Raw genomic sequence first — 16,897 nt, forward strand, 5'->3', positions numbered from 1 at the left:
GCGCCGCCGTCAGGACGCGAGGGCGGGCACGGCCTCCCCGGCGGGCTCGGCGTCGGCGGCGTCCCCGCGGACGCGGCGGGCCAGCGCCACCAGGTCCACCTCGGGGATCAGCCGCTCGTTGCCGCCGACGCGCACCAGCGGCGCGGAGTGCAGCGTCTGCGGCGGCGTGCGCTGCCCGTCCGCTCCCGCCGGCTCCTGCCACGTGAGGGGATCGATGGAGCGCAGCGCGTCCACCGCGAAGCCGATCTGCTCGCCGTCGACCTTCACGAGCAGCAGGCACGTCGCCGGGCCGACCGGGGCGGCCCGCCTGCCCAGCAGCATCGCCGTGCACAGCACCGGAACGGCGCCGCTGCGGTGCAGCACGATGCCCAGCACCTCCCCGCCCACACCCGTCGGAGTCCAGGTCTCGGGGAACGGCAGGATCTCCGCGACCTGCTCCAGCGGGGTGCACACGTCCACCCCGAGGGAGTACGTCAGGTAGGACGGGCCGCGGCCGGCGGGGGAGCCGGCGCCCCCGCTCCCCGCGGCGGGGTCGGGGCCACCGGGAAGCGGCTGGACCGTCGACGTGTTCACGCTGCCGTAGGCGCGCAGGTCCGCGTCGTCGCGCAGCGCCCGACCGTCCAGGACGAGGCACTGGCCGAACCGCTCGGTCTGCACCATCCCGGCGATGAGCTCGGGGCGGCACATCGAGAACGCCGGCACGGGCAGGACCGCGTCGGGCTCCACCGCGACGATGTCGAGGACCGCGCTGAGCGCGAGGACGACGTAGCCGCGGCCGAGGTCGAGCACCAGCCCGGCGCCGGAGGCCACCTCCTCGGCGGGGAGCCTCCCCAGGCCGAGCACCGTGAGCGGGTCCACCACCGCGACCTCCCGGTCGCCGTAGTCGCGCACCCCCCGGCACACCTCGCTGTCGAGCACGGAGGGGCGGGGCACGGAACCGGCCAGCGTCGTGTGGACGTGGGCGGCGTCCATCGCGAGCACCCGGTCGCCGCAGCGCAGCAGGGTGAGCGTGCGCCGGGCACCGGTGCCGCTCCCCGTGCCGGTGCCCGCGCCGACCACGGCGCCGCCGGCCTGGTGCGCGGGTTCCGCCACGCTCGGCACACCGGGCAGGTCGAGGAGGCGGGCGACGTCGAGGACGCTGACGACGTCGCCGTCGACGGGGTGGCGGAAGGACGCGGAGAACAGCAGCGGGTCGCCCTGGGCGCCCACCGCGTGCAGCTCGCCCTCGGGCAGGGGGGTGATGCCGCGCAGCCGGTCGCCGACGATGCCCAGCAGCCGGCCGCCGTGGGCGAGGATGACGACGACCCGGTCCCCGGACAGGTCCGACCCGCCGCCGAGGCGCGCGCGCAGGTCCAGCACCGGAACCGGCAGCTCCCGCAGCACCATGGCGCCCAGCAGACCGGGCGACGTCACCGGCAGGGCGGAGAACTCCGCCGGGCACGGCACGACCTCGCGCAGGGCGGACAGCGGCAGCGCCACCTCCATGCCGGCGAGGGAGAGCAGGCCGTAGACGACGGCGCCGGAGCCCGGCGCGGCGACGTCAGGCACGGGCGGCGGGCGGGGAGAACTCGCTGATCAGCGCGTTCACCGTCTGCGAGACCTCCTCCTGCAGGCGGGTGCAGTCGGAGATCGTGCGCACCGCGTCGTTGGTCTTGGCCACGCTGGAGACGATCCGCTCGAACGCCTGCTCCGCGCGCTTGGAGACCTCCGAGCCCTGGTCGACGCGCTCCTCGGACTCCTCGATCAGCTTGGCGATCTGCTGCGCGGCCTCGGAGGAGCGCTCGGCGAGCTTGCGGACCTCACCGGCCACGATGGAGAACCCGATGCCGTGCTCGCCGGCGCGGGCGGCCTCGATGGAGGCGTTGAAGGCCAGCAGGTTCGTCTGGCTGGCGATCTCGCCCATCACCCGGACGATCTTGCTGATGGAGTGCGAGGAGCGCTGGATGAGCTGGATGGCCTCCAGCGACGCACGCAGCGCCTCCACGCCGTCCTCGGCGTTGGAGTGGGTCTCCTGCGCGAGCTCCGTCGCCACGGAGGAGCTGACGCTGATGTTCTCGATCGAGCCGGTCAGGCTGCGGACGGCCTTCGTCATGGCCTCCGTGCTCTGCAGGAGGCGCTTCTCGCGCTCGATGTCGTCGCTGATGTCGAAGGCGTACTTCACGACCTTCACGACCGTGCCGGTGAGGTTGCGCACCGGGGCGTAGGAGGCCTGGATGTGCACGTCGCGGCCGTACTTGCCGAGGCGGTGGAACCGGCCCTCGATGAACTCCCCGTCGGCCAGGCGCATCCAGAAGTCGCGGTACTCCGGGGAGCGCACGTAGTCCTGGGAGCAGAAGGTGCTGTGGTGCTGGCCGACGATCTCGCGCAGCGAGTACCCCATCGTCCGCAGGAAGTTGTCGTTGGCGGTGAGGACGTTGCCGTCGAGGTCGAACTCGACGGACGCCTGGGAGCGGTCCACGGCCGACATCCGGCTGTCGACCTCGGCGGCGGTGAGCTTGGCGGCGGTGACGTCGGAGGCGAACTTCACGATCTTCAGGACGGTGCCGTCGTCGTCGAGGATCGGGTTGTACGTCGCCTGCAGCCAGATCTCCCGCCCGCCCTTGGCGAAGCGGCGGTACTCCCCGGACTCGAACTCCCCGGCGCCGAGGCGCTCCCAGAAGTCGGCGTACTCCTGGGTGGCGGTGTGGGCGGGGTCGCAGAAGATGCGGTGGTGCTTGCCGACGACCTCGTGGGCGGTGTAGCCCATCGCGTCGAGGAAGTTGCGGTTGGCGGCGAGGACCCTGCCCTGCACGTCGAACTCGATGACGGCCTGGGCGCGGTCGACGGCGGTGACCTTGCCGACGTACTCGGCGGTCGCGTGCTTGGCGGCGGTGACGTCGGAGGCGAACTTCACGATCTTCAGGACGGATCCGTCGACGTCGAGGATCGGGTTGTACGTCGCCTGCAGCCAGAGCGGGCGCCCGCCCTTGGCGACGCGCCTGTACTCCCCGGACTCGAACTGCCCGGCCCCGAGGCGCTCCCAGAACTCCTTGTAGGCGAACGAGGCGGCCAGCTCCGGGTCGCAGAACATGCGGTGGTGCTTGCCCTGGACCTCGGCCAGCGAGTAGCCGGTGGCGGCGAGGAAGTTCTTGTTGGCGGTGAGGATCCGGCCGTCGACGCTGAACTCGATGACGGCCTGCGCGCGCTCGATGGCGGTGATCTTGCCCAGGTGGTCGAGGGTGCCGCGCTTGGCGGCGGTGATGTCGGAGGCGAACTTCACGATCTTCAGGACGGTGCCCTCGCCGTCGAGGATCGGGTTGTACGTCGCCTGCAGCCAGATCTCCCGCCCGCCCTTGGCGATGCGGCGGTGCTCCCCGGCCACGAACTCCCCGGCCCCCAGCTTCCGCCAGAACTGCGCGTACTCCTCGGAGGCGGCGTAGGCGGGGTCGCAGAACATGCGGTGGTGCCGGCCGGCGACCTCCTCGAGGGAGTAGCCCACGGTGTCGAGGAAGTTCTGGTTCGCCGCGAGGATCCGGCCCTGCAGGTCGAACTCGATGCGGGCCTGCGAGCGGTCCACGGCGGCGGCGATGCCCCGGGTCTCCGTCAGCACCCGGTCCGGCTCGGTGACGTCGTCGGCGACGAGGAGGACCTGCGGCACGGCGCGCGGCGCACCCGGTAGGGCACCCACGGTGGCGCAGAGCGTGCGGACGTCGCCGTCGGCGGTGCGCAGCAGCAGCGGCAGCCGCACGGACGCGCCCTCGCACGCGGCAGCCACGGCGTCGGCGAGGCTGCCCGCGCCCGAACCCGCCGCGGCGCTCAGCAGCTCGTCGGCGACCAGCGCGGTGACGTCCCCGGCGTCGCGGCCGGCGACGGCGCAGAACCGCTCGTTGGCGGAGACCAGCGCCCGCGTCGCACCGTCCAGCACCACGAGGAGGCGCTCCTGCACCGCCCGGGCCGCCAGGGCGCGGGCCAGGCCGGCGTCCAGCTCGGACGGGTCGAAGACGTTCTGGTTCGTCATGCGGTTCCAGTCCTCCACTGCGTGGCGCGTGACGCTGCCGTCACGCGGCGGCCCGGCCGGGCCTTCCCCCCTCATCGGCAACACCGGTTGCGGTCTTGAGCCGATCGGGTGACCGGACTTCCCGCGCGGTGCGGCGACGAGGGCGGTGGCTACGGCGCGGGTGCGGGGCGGGTCGACTCCAGGAGGGCGACGACCTCGTCGGCCAGCTGCCGCAGGACCGCCAGGTCCTCCTCGCCGAAGCCGTCCCGGGGCGCGCCGATGATGCAGTGCGAGCCGATGACCTGGCCGCGGGAGGTGACCAGCGGCACGCCCGCGTAGAAGGCCACCCCGTCGTTCTCCACGAGCGGGTTGGCGCGCTGCACCACGTCACCGGTCGCGTCCGGCACCACGTACGGCTCGCGGGTGCGGACCATGGTCGCGCAGAAGGACCACTCCACCGGGGTGCCCTGCACCTCCGCCAGCCACCCGCTCAGCCCGTGGCTGCCCGCGAAGTACTGCGCGTCCTCCAGCACGATGCTGACCAGCCCGATGGCCGCGCCGAAGCGGTCCGCGGCGCGGCGGGCGGCGTCGTCGAGGCGGCTGCGGGCCTCCGGGGAGAACAGGTCCAGGCCCGCGACCTCGCTCATGCGGTCATCGCTCGGGGGGCGGTTGCGCAGGAGCTTCTCCAGCGTCCGCCGCCCCGGGTCGAAGCTGCGCTCGCCGTCCTCGTCGCCGCCCGGCCGCGCGGCCAGCGCGCGGTAGCTGCGGGTGCGCACGCCCAGGGCGATCCCCACGGTGCCGATGCGGCCCGGCTCCGCGCTCAGGGCGTCGGCCAGCGCCTCCAGCCGCTCCACCGGCAGCAGGGACGCCGCCGGCTCGACGCCGACCCGCTCGCAGACCCGCACCCACACGGCGTCGGCGTCCGGTCCGGCGGCGCGGCGCACCGCGGCGCGGAACTCGTCGCCCGTGGGCGCGGAGAGGCCGTGGCTGCGCAGACGCGGCAGCGGAGACGGAGGGGCCGGGACCATGCCGTGGTCGTCGGCAGGATCGGGCGGGAGCTTGAGGCGGAGGCTCGGGGGCGGGGCGGTTCAGCCGCCGGCTCCCCCGTCGTCGCGGGCGGCCGACCCCCCGCCGCGCAGGATCGTGACGACCACCAGGACCAGCATCCCCAGGACCGTCAGCGGGGCGAGGACGAGCACCCCCAGCACCACCACGACGAGGACGACCAGGGCAGCACCGTCCACGCGCTCCTCCTCACCACCCGAGACACCACCCGCGATCCGGCGCCCACCGTACTGAGCCGCGGCGGGCGCGGCCCCGGCGCCCGGCACCGGCACGGCGGGCGGCACGGCGGTCAGCGCGCCCGGCCGGCCAGCACCGCTCCCGCCAGCGCCGCCGCCACCGCCACCGCGAACCCCGCCGCGTACGCGGCCGGATCACGCGCCCCCAAGGCCCCCAGCACCGCCCCGCTCACCGCCAGCGCCAGCGTCGCCAGCAGCGAGTCGCTGATCTGCAGGGCCGAGCTGTTGCGGCCCTGCAGCGCCGGCGGGGACATCTCCAGCACCAGCACCGACGTCGTCGGGTAGGCCACCCCCGTCCCGACCCCCGCGAGCAGCCACCCCGCCAGCGCCACCGGCACCGGCACCGCGGGCAGCAGCGCCGTCGCCGCCACCGCGATGCCCAGCGCCTGCAGCCCCAGCCCCAGCCGCAGCAGCCCCGAGCGGTCGCCGCCGGCGTGCCGGCCCTGCCACCACGACCCCGCCGACCAGCCGAGCGCACCCGCGGTCAGCACCAGCCCTGCCACGGCCGCGGACAGGTGCCGCTGCTGGACGAGCAGCAGCGGCAGGAACACCTCGGCAGCGGTGAACCCCGCGAACACCAGCCCGCGCAGCACCACCACCGACGGCAGGCCGCGGCGCAGCAGCAGCGTCCCCGCCGGCAGCAGCCGGGGAGCGCTCACCGCCACCAGCGCCAGCGCCGCCACGGCCAGCAGCACCCCCTGCGCCCCGCCCCGCTCCCCCGCCAGGTGCAGGGCGGCCGCACCGACGGCGAGGGCGGCGGCCCAGCCCAGGCGGGGCACCGCGCCACTCCCCCGGACCGGGACGGCCCCGCCGGCCTGACCTGCGACCACGGGCCCGGCGACCACGGGGAGGGCGGCCACGGGCGCGGCGGGGACGCGGGGCAGCACCGCCACCGCCGCGGCGACCGCCAGCGGAGGCACCCCCAGGAACACCCAGCGCCAGCTCAGCTGCTCCGCGACGAGCCCGCTGACCGCCGGGCCCACCATCGCCGGCAGGACCCACGCCGCAGCCATCGCCGCGAACACCCGCGGGCGCTGCGACGGGTCGAACGTGCGGCCCACCACCACGTAGACCGCCACGATGAGCATCCCGCCGCCCAGCCCCTGCAGCGCGCGCCCCGCGGCCAGCACCGCCATCGACGGCGCCAGACCCGCCACCAGCAGCCCCGCCACGAACAGCGCCAGGCCCAGCGCCAGCGGTCGGCGCGGCCCCGCGGCGTCCCCCGCCAGGCCGCCGGCCACCACGCCGACGATGTTCGCCGCCAGGGGCGCCGCGAACGCCAGCGCGTACAGGTGCAGACCGCCCAGCGCCGCCGCCACCACGGGCATCGCCGTCCCCACCGCCACCGCCTCGAACGCAGCGGTGCCGATGAGGGTGACGATGCCCAGGGTCAGTGCCCTGTGCCGGGCGCTCCAGATGCCCGGCAGGGCGGGGGCGGAGGCGTTCGTCGCGGTCACCCCCCGACGCTAGGACCTCGACGGGACTTGAGGTCAACGCGATTCCCGGGCCATGCTCCCGGCGTGCGGGAGGACGACGGGCTCAGCGTGGGGGAGGTCTCCGCCCGCAGCGGGGTGGCCGTCTCCGCCCTGCACTACTACGAGCGCCGCGGCCTCATCACCAGCACCCGCACCGTCGGCAACCAGCGGCGCTACCCCCGCCACGTCCTGCGCCGCCTCGCGCTGCTGCGGGTCGCGCAGCGCCTCGGGCTGCCCCTGGCCCGGGTGGCGGACGCGTTCGCCACCCTCCCCGCCGACCGCGCCCCCAGCCGACGCGACTGGGAGCGGCTGTCCCGGGAGTGGCGCGCCGACCTCGACGAGCGGATCGCCGCCCTGGAGCGGCTGCGCGACGACGTGACCGGCTGCATCGGCTGCGGGTGCCTGTCCATGCGCACCTGCCGGGTGATGAACCCCGCAGACGCCGCCGCCGGGAGGGGGCCCGGCTCCAGCCTGCTGCGCGGGGCGGAGGACTGAGCACCCCCGAGCACCGTCCGGGCGCCGGCGGCCCGGGGAGCGCGGCACTTGACCTCGACGTCGGTCGAGGTCCCAGGCTGGTCCGTCCACCCACCCGGAGGAGATCCCATGACCGCCGCCCCGCTGGACCCCCTGCCCACCGACTGGCAGCGCGCCCTGGCGATCGTCGCCCACCCCGACGACGTCGAGTACGGCGCCGCCGCCGCGGTCGCCGCCTGGACGGCCGCGGGCAAGCATGTCGCCTACCTCCTCGTCACCCGCGGCGAGGCGGGCATCGACACCCTGGCCCCCGCCGAGGCCGCCGTCCTGCGCGAGCGGGAGCAGCGGGCGAGCGCCGCTGTGGTGGGCGTGGCTGAGGTGGAGTTCCTCGACCACGCCGACGGCGTCGTGGAGGCGGGCACCGCCCTGCGCCGCGACCTCGCCCGGGCGCTGCGCAGGCACCGCCCCGACCTGGTCCTCACCCTCAACCACCACGACACCTGGGGACCCGGCTCGTGGAACACCCCCGACCACCGGGCCGTCGGGCGCAGCGTCCTCGACGCCGTGGGGGACGCCGGCAACCGGTGGATCTTCCCCGAGCTCACTGCGGAGGGCCTCGAGCCGTGGGCGGGGGTGCGCTACGTGGCGGTGTCGGGCTCCCCCTCGCCGACGCACGCCGTGGGCGTCGCGGACACCCTGGAGCGGGGGATCGCCTCGCTGCTGGAGCACCGCACCTACCTGGAGGCCCTCGGCGGCGGCGCTCCCGAGGAGCAGGCGCGCGCCGTCTACGCGCAGGCCACGGCCGCGGCCGCCGGCCGGTTCGAGGGGGGCCCCGCCGTGGCGTTCGAACTGGCGCTGGGGCAGCGCTGACCCCACCCGCCCCCCCACCCACCCTCCCCACCCCGGAAAGGGTCCTTTCCGTGGCGGCACCCACCCTCGCAACCCCGGAAAGGGTCCTTTCCGGGGAGGAGGTCCTGGGGCCCGCGGAGGGCCGGGGCGGAGACGGGCGCGCCCGCGGCCGCTGTGCGAGGCTCGGATCGACAGCCCTCGCACCACCCGATCGCATCCGAGGCCAGGAGCAGGCTTGACCAGGACCGCGCACGCCGCCGAGCACCCCCTCCCGCAGCGGAACCCCGCCTGGTGGTCCGACGCGGTCGTCTACCAGATCTACCCCCGCTCCTTCGCGGACTCCGACGGCGACGGCCTCGGCGACCTCGGCGGGATCCTCGCCCACCTCGACCACCTCGAGGCCCTCGGCGTGGACGTCGTCTGGCTGTCGCCGGTCTACCCCTCACCGCAGGACGACAACGGCTACGACATCAGCGACTACCAGGGCATCGACCCGGCGTTCGGCACGCTGGAGCAGTTCGACGAGCTGCTCGCGCAGGTGCACCGGCGCGGCATGAAGCTCGTCATGGACCTCGTCGTCAACCACACCTCCGACGAGCACCCGTGGTTCGTGGAGTCGCGCTCGTCGAAGGACAACCCGAAGCGCGACTGGTACTGGTGGCGCCCGGCGCGGCCCGGCATGGAACCCGGGCAGCCCGGCGCGGAACCGACGAACTGGCACAGCTTCTTCTCCGGGCCCACCTGGGAGCTCGACGAGGCGAGCGGCGAGTACTACCTGCACCTGTTCGCCCGCAAGCAGCCGGACCTGAACTGGGAGAACCCCGAGGTCCGGCGGGCCGTCCACGCGATGATGCGCTGGTGGCTGGACCGCGGGGTCGACGGCTTCCGGATGGACGTCATCAACCTCGTCTCCAAGGACGTCGACGCCGACGGGAACCTGCACGACGGTCCCCCGTTGCCCGGAACGCCCTACGGCGACGGCTCCGCCTCCTACATGAACGGCCCGCGCATCCACGAGTTCCTCCAGGAGATGCACCGGGAGGTGTTCGCCGGGCGCGACGCGCAGCTCCTCACCGTCGGGGAGATGCCGGGCGTCACCCTGGAGGAGGCCCGGCTGTTCACCGACCCCGCCCGCGGCGAGGTGGACATGGTGTTCCAGTTCGAGCACGTCAGCCTCGACCACGGCCCCGGCGGGCGGTTCGACCCGCACCACCTGCGCCTGACGGACCTCAAGGCGTCGTTCGGGCGCTGGCAGGCCGGGCTGGCCGACGTGGGCTGGAACAGCCTGTACTGGAACAACCACGACCAGCCCCGCGTCGTCTCGCGCTTCGGGGACGACTCCGGGGAGTTCCGCGTCCGCTCCGCCACCTGCCTCGGCACCCTGCTGCACCTGCACCGGGGCACGCCGTACGTGTACCAGGGCGAGGAGCTCGGGATGACGAACTACCCGTTCACCTCGGTCGAGGAGTTCCGCGACATCGAGTCGCTGAACCACTACCGGCAGGCCGTGCAGCAGGGCGCGGACTCGCAGGCCGTCCTCGCCGGCCTGCGGGAGCAGAGCCGCGACCACGCCCGCACCCCGATGCAGTGGGACGCCACGGAGCACGCCGGTTTCACCACCGGAACCCCCTGGCTGCCGGTGAACCCGAACCACGACGTCGTCAACGCCGAGGCCGCCCGCGCCGACGAGGGCTCGGTGTTCCACCACTACCGCCGGCTCGTCGACCTGCGGCACACCGTGCCCGCCGTCGCGCACGGCGACTTCACGATGCTGCTGCCCGACGACGAGCGGGTCTACGCCTTCACCCGGCGCCTCGACGAGGAGGAGCTGCTCGTGCTGTGCAACGTCTCCGGTGAGCAGGTCCGGGTGGAGCTGCCCGACGGCTGGGCGGGCAGCGAGCTCCTCCTCGGCAACGTCGCCGGCGACCCCGCGGACGTGGCCGAGCTGCGCCCCTGGGAGGCGCGCGTCCACCGGCGCACGACGGCGGGAGCGGCGTGAGCGCCCGGCCGCTGCGCGTCGGCGTCGTCGGCCTCGGCTGGGCCGGCCAGCAGCACCTCGACGCCTACGCCGCGATCCCCGGGGTGGAGGTCGTGGCGCTGGCCGGTCAGGAGGCGGACCTGCTGGACGAGCTGGGCCGGCGCCACGAGGTGCCCGCCACGTTCGCGCGGTGGGAGGACCTGGTCGAGGTCCCCGGCCTCGACGCCGTGAGCATCGCCGTGCCCACCTACCTGCACGCCCCCATCGCGGTGGCGGCGCTGGAGCGGGGCGTGCACGTGCTGTCGGAGAAGCCCGTCGCCCGCACCGGCGACGAGGCGCAGGTCATGGTCGACGCCGCCCGCCGCGCCGCCCGCGTCCTCGACGTCGTGTTCAACCACCGCAGGCGCGGGGACGTGATGGCGCTCGCCGACCTCATCTCCCGCGGAGCCCTCGGCACGCCCTACTACGCGCGGGCGACGTGGTTGCGGCGCAACGGCATCCCCCGCCTGGGCAGCTGGTTCGTCAACGAGGAGATGTCCGGCGGCGGCCCCCTCGTCGACATCGGCGTGCACGTCCTGGACTGGTCGCTGCACCTGCTCGGCGAACCGCGGGTGCTCTCCGCCACCGCGTCGGCGTACTCGGAGCTCGGCCCGCGCGGGCGGGGCGGCAGCTCCCGGGACACCCTCACGCACGAGACGTCCGCGTACGAGGTGGAGGACTTCGCCTCCGCGTTCCTGCGGCTGGAGGGCGGCGGCACGCTGCTGCTGGAGACCGGCTGGGCGACCTACCGCGACCCGGTGGACGTCATGGACTTCACCGTCTACGGCACCGAGGGCGGTGCGGAGTGGCGGGCCGTCGGGGCGACCGAGGTCCCCGTGGCCGACGTGCGGGTGTTCACCGAGCGCGGCGGCCACCCCGCCGACTACACCCTCACCGCGCAGCCCGGCCGCGCCCACCGCGCCGTCGTGGAGGAGTTCGTGGAGGTCGTCCGCGGCGACCCCGCGGGGTGGCCGGCGTTCGACGGCTCCTCCGCGCTCACCCGCGCCCGGGTCATCGACGCCTGCTACCGGTCCGCTCGCGAGCAGAAGGAGGTCGTCCTGTGACTGCGCCCCTGAGGGTCCTGGTCTGGAACGAGAACGTGCACGAGTCGCAGGGCCGCCCGGCGAGCATGGCCCACGACTACCCGGAGGGCATCCACGGCGCCGTCGCGCAGGGGCTCGCCGAGCACCTGCCGAACGCCCTGATCCGCACCGCGGTGCTCAGCGACCCCGAGCACGGGCTGAGCGAGGACGTCCTGCAGCAGACCGACGTGCTGCTGTGGTGGGGGCACGCCGCCCACGACGAGGTCGCCGACGAGGTCGCCGAGCGGGTGCAGCGGCACGTGCTCGGCGGGATGGGCCTGCTCGTCCTGCACTCGGGGCACTTCGCGAAGGTGTTCAAGCGGCTGCTGGGGACGACGTGCTCCTTGTCGTGGCGCAACGACGGCGAGCGGGAGGTGGTGTGGACGGTCGACCCGGCGCACCCCATCGCGCAGGGCGTGCCGAACCCGTTCGTGATCGGGACGCAGGAGATGTACGGCGAGCCGTTCGACGTGCCGCCGCCGGACGAGCTGGTGTTCGTGAGCTGGTTCAGCGGCGGTGAGGTGTTCCGCTCCGGCGCGACGTGGCGGCGGGGGAAGGGGCGCGTCTTCTACTTCAGCCCCGGCGACCAGGACTACCCCGTCTACCACCACCCCGACGTGCGCAGGGTGCTGGCCAACGGCGTGCGCTGGGCGCACTCGCCGGGGCTGGAGCGGCGGCCGCTGGAGGTCACGAACCCGCAGCGGCGCTGGGACGGCTGAACGGGGCGCCGGGCGCCGCCACCGCTGGGCGCTCAAGCCCGGCGCCGCGGATGCCGACTCCTCCCGCGTGAACATCCTCCGGCTGCTGTGGACGCCCTTCGCCTTCGTCGGCCACTCGGTCGGCCGCTACTGGCTGGGCACCGGCCGCCACGACGGCGACGGCTTCGACGTGGCCCCCGCCGGGCGCGGTGCCGCCGTCGCGCGCGCGCACTCGCCGGTCGAGGCGCTGGTGCCGGTCCTCGCGGTCGCCCTGCTCGCCGCGATGATGGTCAACGCCGCGCTGCACGCCTGATGCCGCACGACTGACGCTGCACGACTGGTCCGGGTGCCGGGCGGGTGAGCCCGGAACGCAGCCGGCGCGTTCCCCGTCGTCGCGGATCTGCGGAGGACGGAGGGCGCGCCGGCTGCGGTCGCGGGCCGAAGGGCCCGAGGGGTCAGGCGCGGGCGTCGAGGGCGTCGACGAGGCGGTGCAGGACCTGCGCGTCCACGGCCGGGGCCGGCGCGGTCAGCACCACGCGCGAGGGGGTGCGCACCGGGAGGGTGCGGACCGCCCCACCCTGGAAGGTCACCTGCAGGTCGTAGCCCTGAGCGGCCGGAACCATCACGTCGATCTCCTGTCACATCGCATCCGTCGTGCTGTTCAGCACCTGGTGACGATGGTGCACCGGAGCGGAGCGCTGCGGAACGGGGTGGGCACGCAGAGCACTCTCCCGGCGAACCGGAATGGCGCTGCGCGAGCGGTTGTCACGGACAGTCACAGATTCGGGCGGGATCGCGGCGTTTCGCCACGCTCAGCGACCGGATCGCGGTCCACCGGCCGCCCGCGCTCAGCGCCGCAGCAGGACCTGCTCGCCCAGGGGCGCCGGGCGGGCCAGGTGGAAGCCCTGCCCGTAGCGCACCCCCAGCTCCCGCAGCACCAGCAGCTCCGCCGCCGTCTCCACGCCCTCGGCGACCAGCCGCGCCCCGAGCTCCTCGGCGAACAGCACCATCGCCCGGGCCAGCGCGCGCCTGCTCGGGTCGGTGTCGACGCCGCGCACGAGGGTCACGTCGAGCTTGATCAGCTGGGGCGAGACCGTCAGCACGTGCTGGAGGCTGGCGAAACCGGACCCAGCGTCGTCCACCGCGACCGCCACGCCGAGCTTCGCGAGCCGGTCGAGGGCCGCCAGCAGCGGCGGGTAGTCCGACACCTGCACGTGCTCGGTGATCTCCATGACGATGCGCCCGCGGGGCTCGCGCGCCACCCGCCCCAGCAGCCGCTCGTCGCGCACGGTGGCCGGGCCGGCGTTGATGGAGAGGTACACGTCGCGGGGCAGGTCGGGCAGCAGGCGCAGCGCCGCGTCGATCGCGGCCAGCTCCAGGTCGTTGCCGCGCCCGACCTGGTGGGCGGCGTCGAACACGTCCGCCGGGCTGCCCCCGTCCCAGGAGGGGAAGCGGGAGAGCGCCTCCACCCCGGCCACGGACCCCGTGGTCAGGTCGACGATCGGCTGCACCACCACCTGCAGCCCGCCCGGGGCGAGGCACGCGTCGACCGCGGCGTTGCGCTCCCGCCGCTCCCGCTCCCGGCGCTCGTGGCGCTCGAGCTGGTGGCCGATGAGGTCCGCGAGCGCGCGCAGGAACGCCAGGTCGCCCGGCACCAGCGGTTCCGCGTCGGGGGAGATGGTGCACAGCGAGCCGTAGAGCTCCCCGTCCGGCAGTCGCAGCGGAACGCCGCAGTAGGCGCCGATGCCGAGGCCGAGGCGGCGGTTCTGCGCGGCGGCGAAGGGGTCGGCCGCCGCATCGGGGATCAGGCCGCTGATGCGCCCCTCGAGCACCGCGTGGCAGTAGGTGGCCTCCAGCGGGACGGCCTGCCCGACGGCGACGCCGAAGTCCTGCGCGGCACCGCTCATGCGGTCGTAGCGCTGCACGCCGTCGCCGATGCGGGAGACGATGGCCAGGCTCATGCCGAGGTGGTTGCGGGCGACGTCGAGGATGCGGTCGACGGCCCGCATGGGCTCCTCGTCCTGCAGGGTCACCTGGAGGGCGGTGGTGGCGGCGGCCGTGGCGGGCTCGTCGAGGCGCTCGCCGAGCTCCGCCGCGGCGCGTTGGGCGCGCAGGCCGCTGACGGCCCAGGCCGCCTGCCGCGCCAGGGCGGTGACGACCACCTCGTGGTCGTCACCGAAGCCGCCGTCGCCGGGGTCGGCGACGCAGAGCACCCCGAGGAGGGGACCGTCGGCGACGATCGGGGCCGCCAGGGTGCCTCCCCGCGGGGAGTCCGCGCGCCGCACGGCGCAGCGCGTCTGGAGGACGTCGCGGACGAGGGGGTCGTCGCCGGGTGCGGAGCCGGGCTCGAGCGCGCCCCGGCCGCGGGAGCTGACGTGGGTGGTGCCGGTGGGCCCGAGCAGGACGGCGCTGCCGGAGCGGGCACCGGTGCTGCGCACGGCGATGTCCACGGTCTCGTCCAGGACGGCCTGCTCGTCCGGGCGGGCGTTCAGCCGGACGAGGTCGTCGATGGTGTCCGCGAGCGCACTCATGCATCCCCCTGCGACGTTCCATACCCTGCGTCACAGTATGCGCACGGATTGTGAGTGATCGTCGAGTGGGCGCCCACCGAGGACGAATCCCCCACGATGCGCGCCCCGAGGGACGACCCCGCCCGCTCAGGCCACCGGCGGGCGCTCCCCGCGCCGCGATCCGAAGGCCCGCTCCAGGGTCTGCGCCCGCAGCTCCTCCAGCGCCTCCACCTGCCGGCCCGCCCGCCGCGACAGCTCCTCCAGCGCCCGCCGGTCCAGCCGGGGATCACGCTCCGCCAGCGCGAGCAGCGTGCGCCAGCCCGCCCACTTGCCGTGCACGCCGACGAGCATCGCCTCCAGCTCCAGGTAGTCGCTCAGCGGCGACCGCGACAGCAGCCGCCCGTTCGGCTTCAGCCGGCTCACCCGCTCCGCCACCCAGCCCGCCGCCACCTTCGAGCGGTGCACCGGCGCCCCCACCGCCGCCATCACCTCGCGCAGCGCGGTCCGGTCCTCCGCGATCTCCGCGGCCAGGCGGGCCAGGACCTCACCCGCAGGCTCCCCCCGCCGCGCCTCCGCGCCCCGCCGGAACAGCGCCAGCCCGCCCGCCGCCCCCGCGAAGTGGTCGTTGAGGTAGATGCCCAGCTCGTCCGTCCGCCGCTCCAGCACGCCGCGCTCCCTCCGCCGTCCAACCCGTGGCGGAACGCTAGTGCGGTGCCGGCCGCAGCACCTCCGCAGCGCCGGGGCGCCCGGCCCTCAGCGCCTGCTGGGCCGGTGGTCCAGGTCGCACGTGCAGCCCGGCGGGCAGCGCTGGACCGGTGCCACGGGCTGCGGCGCCGGCTTCGGCACGAACGCCGCGTGCCGGCCCGGCTTCCGCCGCAGCACCGACGGCCGGTCGTCCTGCCGCGCCGCGCGCAGCTGCCGGAACGCCTCCACCGACTGCTTGTCCATCGCCCGCGTCACCGCGTCGACGTCCACCGTGCTCTCCCACTCGTTGAGGAGGTGGTCGTTGCGACCCTCCTCGACGTTGACCGCGATGTGGTTCTTGCGCGCCAGGGCGTACAGGGCGGTCACCCGCTCACCGAACTTCGAGGCGTAGTCGTCGATGAAGGTGGGGGTCAGCTCCCCCCGCAGGGACGCACGCTCGAGGTCGCGCAGGACGACGTGCACAGGCAGCATGACTTCCCCTCCATGGGTCCGGGTCTCCGGATGGACCTGCTCGGAGCGGGTCGTCCGGCCCGCCCCACGAAGGTTCATCGGGGAGGTCGGGGCTCCGGTTGAGGGTCGTTGCGCCACGTGGTTGACAGTTGCACCCCTGCGGGGGGGTCGGGGCCCCGTCAGGGCTGCAGGACCACCTTGATGCAGCCGTCCTCCTTCTTCTGGAAGAGCTCGTACATCGCCGGCGCCTCGTCCAGCGGCACCCGGTGCGTCGTCAGGTCCAGCACCCCCAGCGGATCGGCCGGGTCCTCCACCAGCGGCAGGAGGTCGTCGATCCAGCTCTTGACGTTGCACTGCCCCATCCGCAGCTGGAGCTGCTTGTCGAACATCGACAGCATCGGCATCGGGTCCGCCTCGCCGCCGTAGACGCCGCTGAGGGAGACCGTGCCGCCCCGGCGCACCGCGTCCAGCGCCGTGTGCAGGGCGGTGAGGCGGTCCACGCCGGCGGTCGTGAACGCCTTCCGCGCGATCGCGTCCGGCAGCAGGCTCGCCGCCTTCTGCGCGAACTTGCCCGCGCCGGACCCGTGCGCCTCCATGCCCACCGCGTCGACCACCGCATCCGGGCCGCGGCCGTCGGTGAGCTCCCGGAGCCGGTCCGCCACGTCGTCGGTGAGGTCCAGCACCTCCACCCCGTAGCGCTGCGCCATCGCCCGACGCTCCGGGACCGGCTCGACGGCGATCACCCGGTGCCCCAGGTGACGGCCGATGCGCGCCGCGAACTGCCCCACCGGCCCCAGGCCCAGCACCGCCAGCGTGCCCCCCTCCGGCACGTCGGCGTACGCCACGCCCTGCCAGGCGGTGGGGAGGATGTCGGACAGGAACAGGTAGCGCTCGTCCGGCAGCTCCGTCCCCACCTTGATCGGGTTGTAGTCGGCGTACGGCACGCGCAGCAGCTCCGCCTGGCCGCCCGGCACCTCCCCGTACAGCTTCGAGTAGCCGTACAGGGCGGCCCCGGAGCCGTACTCGCGCACCTGCGTCGTCTCGCACTGCGTCTGCAGGTTGCGCGAGCACATGAAGCAGCGCCCGCAGGAGATCTGGAACGGCAGCACCACCCGGTCACCGACCTGCAGGTTCGTCACACCCGCGCCCACGGCCTCCACGACGCCCATCGGCTCGTGGCCGACGACGTCGCCCTTCGTCATGAAGGGGCCGAGGACCTCGTAGAGGTGCAGGTCCGACCCGCAGATCGCCGTGGACGTGATGCGGACGATCGCGTCCGTCGGCTCCTGCAGGACGGGATCGGGCACCTCCTGCACGCTCATCGAACGGGTGCCCTGCCACGTGACGGCCTTCATCGTTC

Annotated in this window: 16 protein-coding genes; 6 read left to right on the forward strand and 10 right to left on the reverse strand. The window is 74.7% G+C overall.

What is annotated here, in order from left to right; all coding sequences use genetic code 11:
• Nucleotides 1-9: 9 nt before the first annotated feature.
• The 5 genes from CLV92_RS13355 to CLV92_RS13375 all read right to left on the reverse strand — a co-directional run bounded on the left by CLV92_RS13355 (nt 10) and on the right by CLV92_RS13375 (nt 6,734).
• Entirely contained in the window at nt 10-1,548 is a 1,539-nt protein-coding gene (locus tag CLV92_RS13355; protein ID WP_211291114.1) for a chemotaxis protein CheW, read from the reverse strand.
• Nucleotides 1,541-3,997 (reverse strand): methyl-accepting chemotaxis protein, encoded by a 2,457-nt coding sequence (locus CLV92_RS13360; protein ID WP_104433363.1) that lies wholly within the window; start codon nt 3,995-3,997, stop codon nt 1,541-1,543. Before CLV92_RS13360 ends, CLV92_RS13355 begins: the two co-directional genes overlap by 8 nt.
• A gap of 149 nt (nt 3,998-4,146) precedes the next feature.
• Complete coding sequence (locus tag CLV92_RS21965) at nt 4,147-5,004, reverse strand: GAF domain-containing protein (protein WP_211291115.1); 858 nt, start codon at nt 5,002-5,004, stop codon at nt 4,147-4,149.
• 60 nt (nt 5,005-5,064) lie between these two features.
• A complete protein-coding gene (locus CLV92_RS21475) occupies nt 5,065-5,220 on the reverse strand; it encodes a hypothetical protein (RefSeq protein ID WP_158257240.1) in 156 nt (51 codons plus the stop codon).
• A 110-nt stretch (nt 5,221-5,330) separates the two neighbouring features.
• Nucleotides 5,331-6,734, reverse strand: coding sequence for an MFS transporter (locus tag CLV92_RS13375; protein ID WP_104433367.1), 1,404 nt, complete (start codon nt 6,732-6,734; stop codon nt 5,331-5,333).
• Nucleotides 6,735-6,797: 63 nt separating this feature from the next.
• On the opposite strand from CLV92_RS13375, the gene soxR reads away from it, so the two are divergent.
• The 6 genes from soxR to CLV92_RS13405 all read left to right on the forward strand — a co-directional run bounded on the left by soxR (nt 6,798) and on the right by CLV92_RS13405 (nt 12,185).
• Entirely contained in the window at nt 6,798-7,247 is a 450-nt protein-coding gene (gene soxR, locus CLV92_RS13380; RefSeq protein ID WP_104433369.1) for a redox-sensitive transcriptional activator SoxR, read from the forward strand.
• A gap of 108 nt (nt 7,248-7,355) precedes the next feature.
• Complete coding sequence (locus tag CLV92_RS13385) at nt 7,356-8,096, forward strand: PIG-L deacetylase family protein (protein WP_104433371.1); 741 nt, start codon at nt 7,356-7,358, stop codon at nt 8,094-8,096.
• A gap of 214 nt (nt 8,097-8,310) precedes the next feature.
• Nucleotides 8,311-10,074: a glycoside hydrolase family 13 protein gene (locus tag CLV92_RS13390; RefSeq protein WP_104433373.1), complete on the forward strand. Its 1,764-nt coding sequence runs from the start codon at nt 8,311-8,313 to the stop codon at nt 10,072-10,074.
• Entirely contained in the window at nt 10,071-11,156 is a 1,086-nt protein-coding gene (locus tag CLV92_RS13395) for a Gfo/Idh/MocA family protein (RefSeq protein ID WP_104433375.1), read from the forward strand. The genes CLV92_RS13390 and CLV92_RS13395 overlap by 4 nt, the downstream gene beginning before the upstream one ends.
• The gene (locus tag CLV92_RS13400; protein WP_104433377.1) at nt 11,153-11,893 is read left to right on the forward strand and encodes a ThuA domain-containing protein; all 741 of its coding nucleotides are present in this window, start codon (nt 11,153-11,155) and stop codon (nt 11,891-11,893) included. The genes CLV92_RS13395 and CLV92_RS13400 overlap by 4 nt, the downstream gene beginning before the upstream one ends.
• 67 nt (nt 11,894-11,960) lie before the next feature.
• Nucleotides 11,961-12,185 (forward strand): hypothetical protein, encoded by a 225-nt coding sequence (locus CLV92_RS13405; RefSeq protein ID WP_104433379.1) that lies wholly within the window; start codon nt 11,961-11,963, stop codon nt 12,183-12,185.
• Between the two features lie 142 nt (nt 12,186-12,327).
• Here the strand turns inward: CLV92_RS13405 and CLV92_RS21480 are convergent, their stop codons facing one another.
• The 5 genes from CLV92_RS21480 to CLV92_RS13425 form a co-directional block, all read right to left on the reverse strand.
• Entirely contained in the window at nt 12,328-12,498 is a 171-nt protein-coding gene (locus CLV92_RS21480) for a hypothetical protein (protein ID WP_158257241.1), read from the reverse strand.
• Nucleotides 12,499-12,720: 222 nt separating this feature from the next.
• Nucleotides 12,721-14,403: an EAL domain-containing protein gene (locus CLV92_RS13410; RefSeq protein WP_104433381.1), complete on the reverse strand. Its 1,683-nt coding sequence runs from the start codon at nt 14,401-14,403 to the stop codon at nt 12,721-12,723.
• Between the two features lie 126 nt (nt 14,404-14,529).
• Nucleotides 14,530-15,048: a hypothetical protein gene (locus tag CLV92_RS13415; protein ID WP_104433383.1), complete on the reverse strand. Its 519-nt coding sequence runs from the start codon at nt 15,046-15,048 to the stop codon at nt 14,530-14,532.
• Between the two features lie 87 nt (nt 15,049-15,135).
• Nucleotides 15,136-15,558, reverse strand: a complete 423-nt coding sequence (locus CLV92_RS13420; protein ID WP_104433385.1) for a hypothetical protein — start codon at nt 15,556-15,558, stop codon at nt 15,136-15,138.
• Nucleotides 15,559-15,716: 158 nt separating this feature from the next.
• The gene (locus CLV92_RS13425) at nt 15,717-16,892 is read right to left on the reverse strand and encodes a zinc-dependent alcohol dehydrogenase (RefSeq protein ID WP_104433387.1); all 1,176 of its coding nucleotides are present in this window, start codon (nt 16,890-16,892) and stop codon (nt 15,717-15,719) included.
• Between the last annotated feature and the right edge of the window lie 5 nt (nt 16,893-16,897).

Source organism: Kineococcus xinjiangensis (assembly GCF_002934625.1).
Lineage (GTDB): Bacteria > Actinomycetota > Actinomycetes > Actinomycetales > Kineococcaceae > Kineococcus_A > Kineococcus_A xinjiangensis.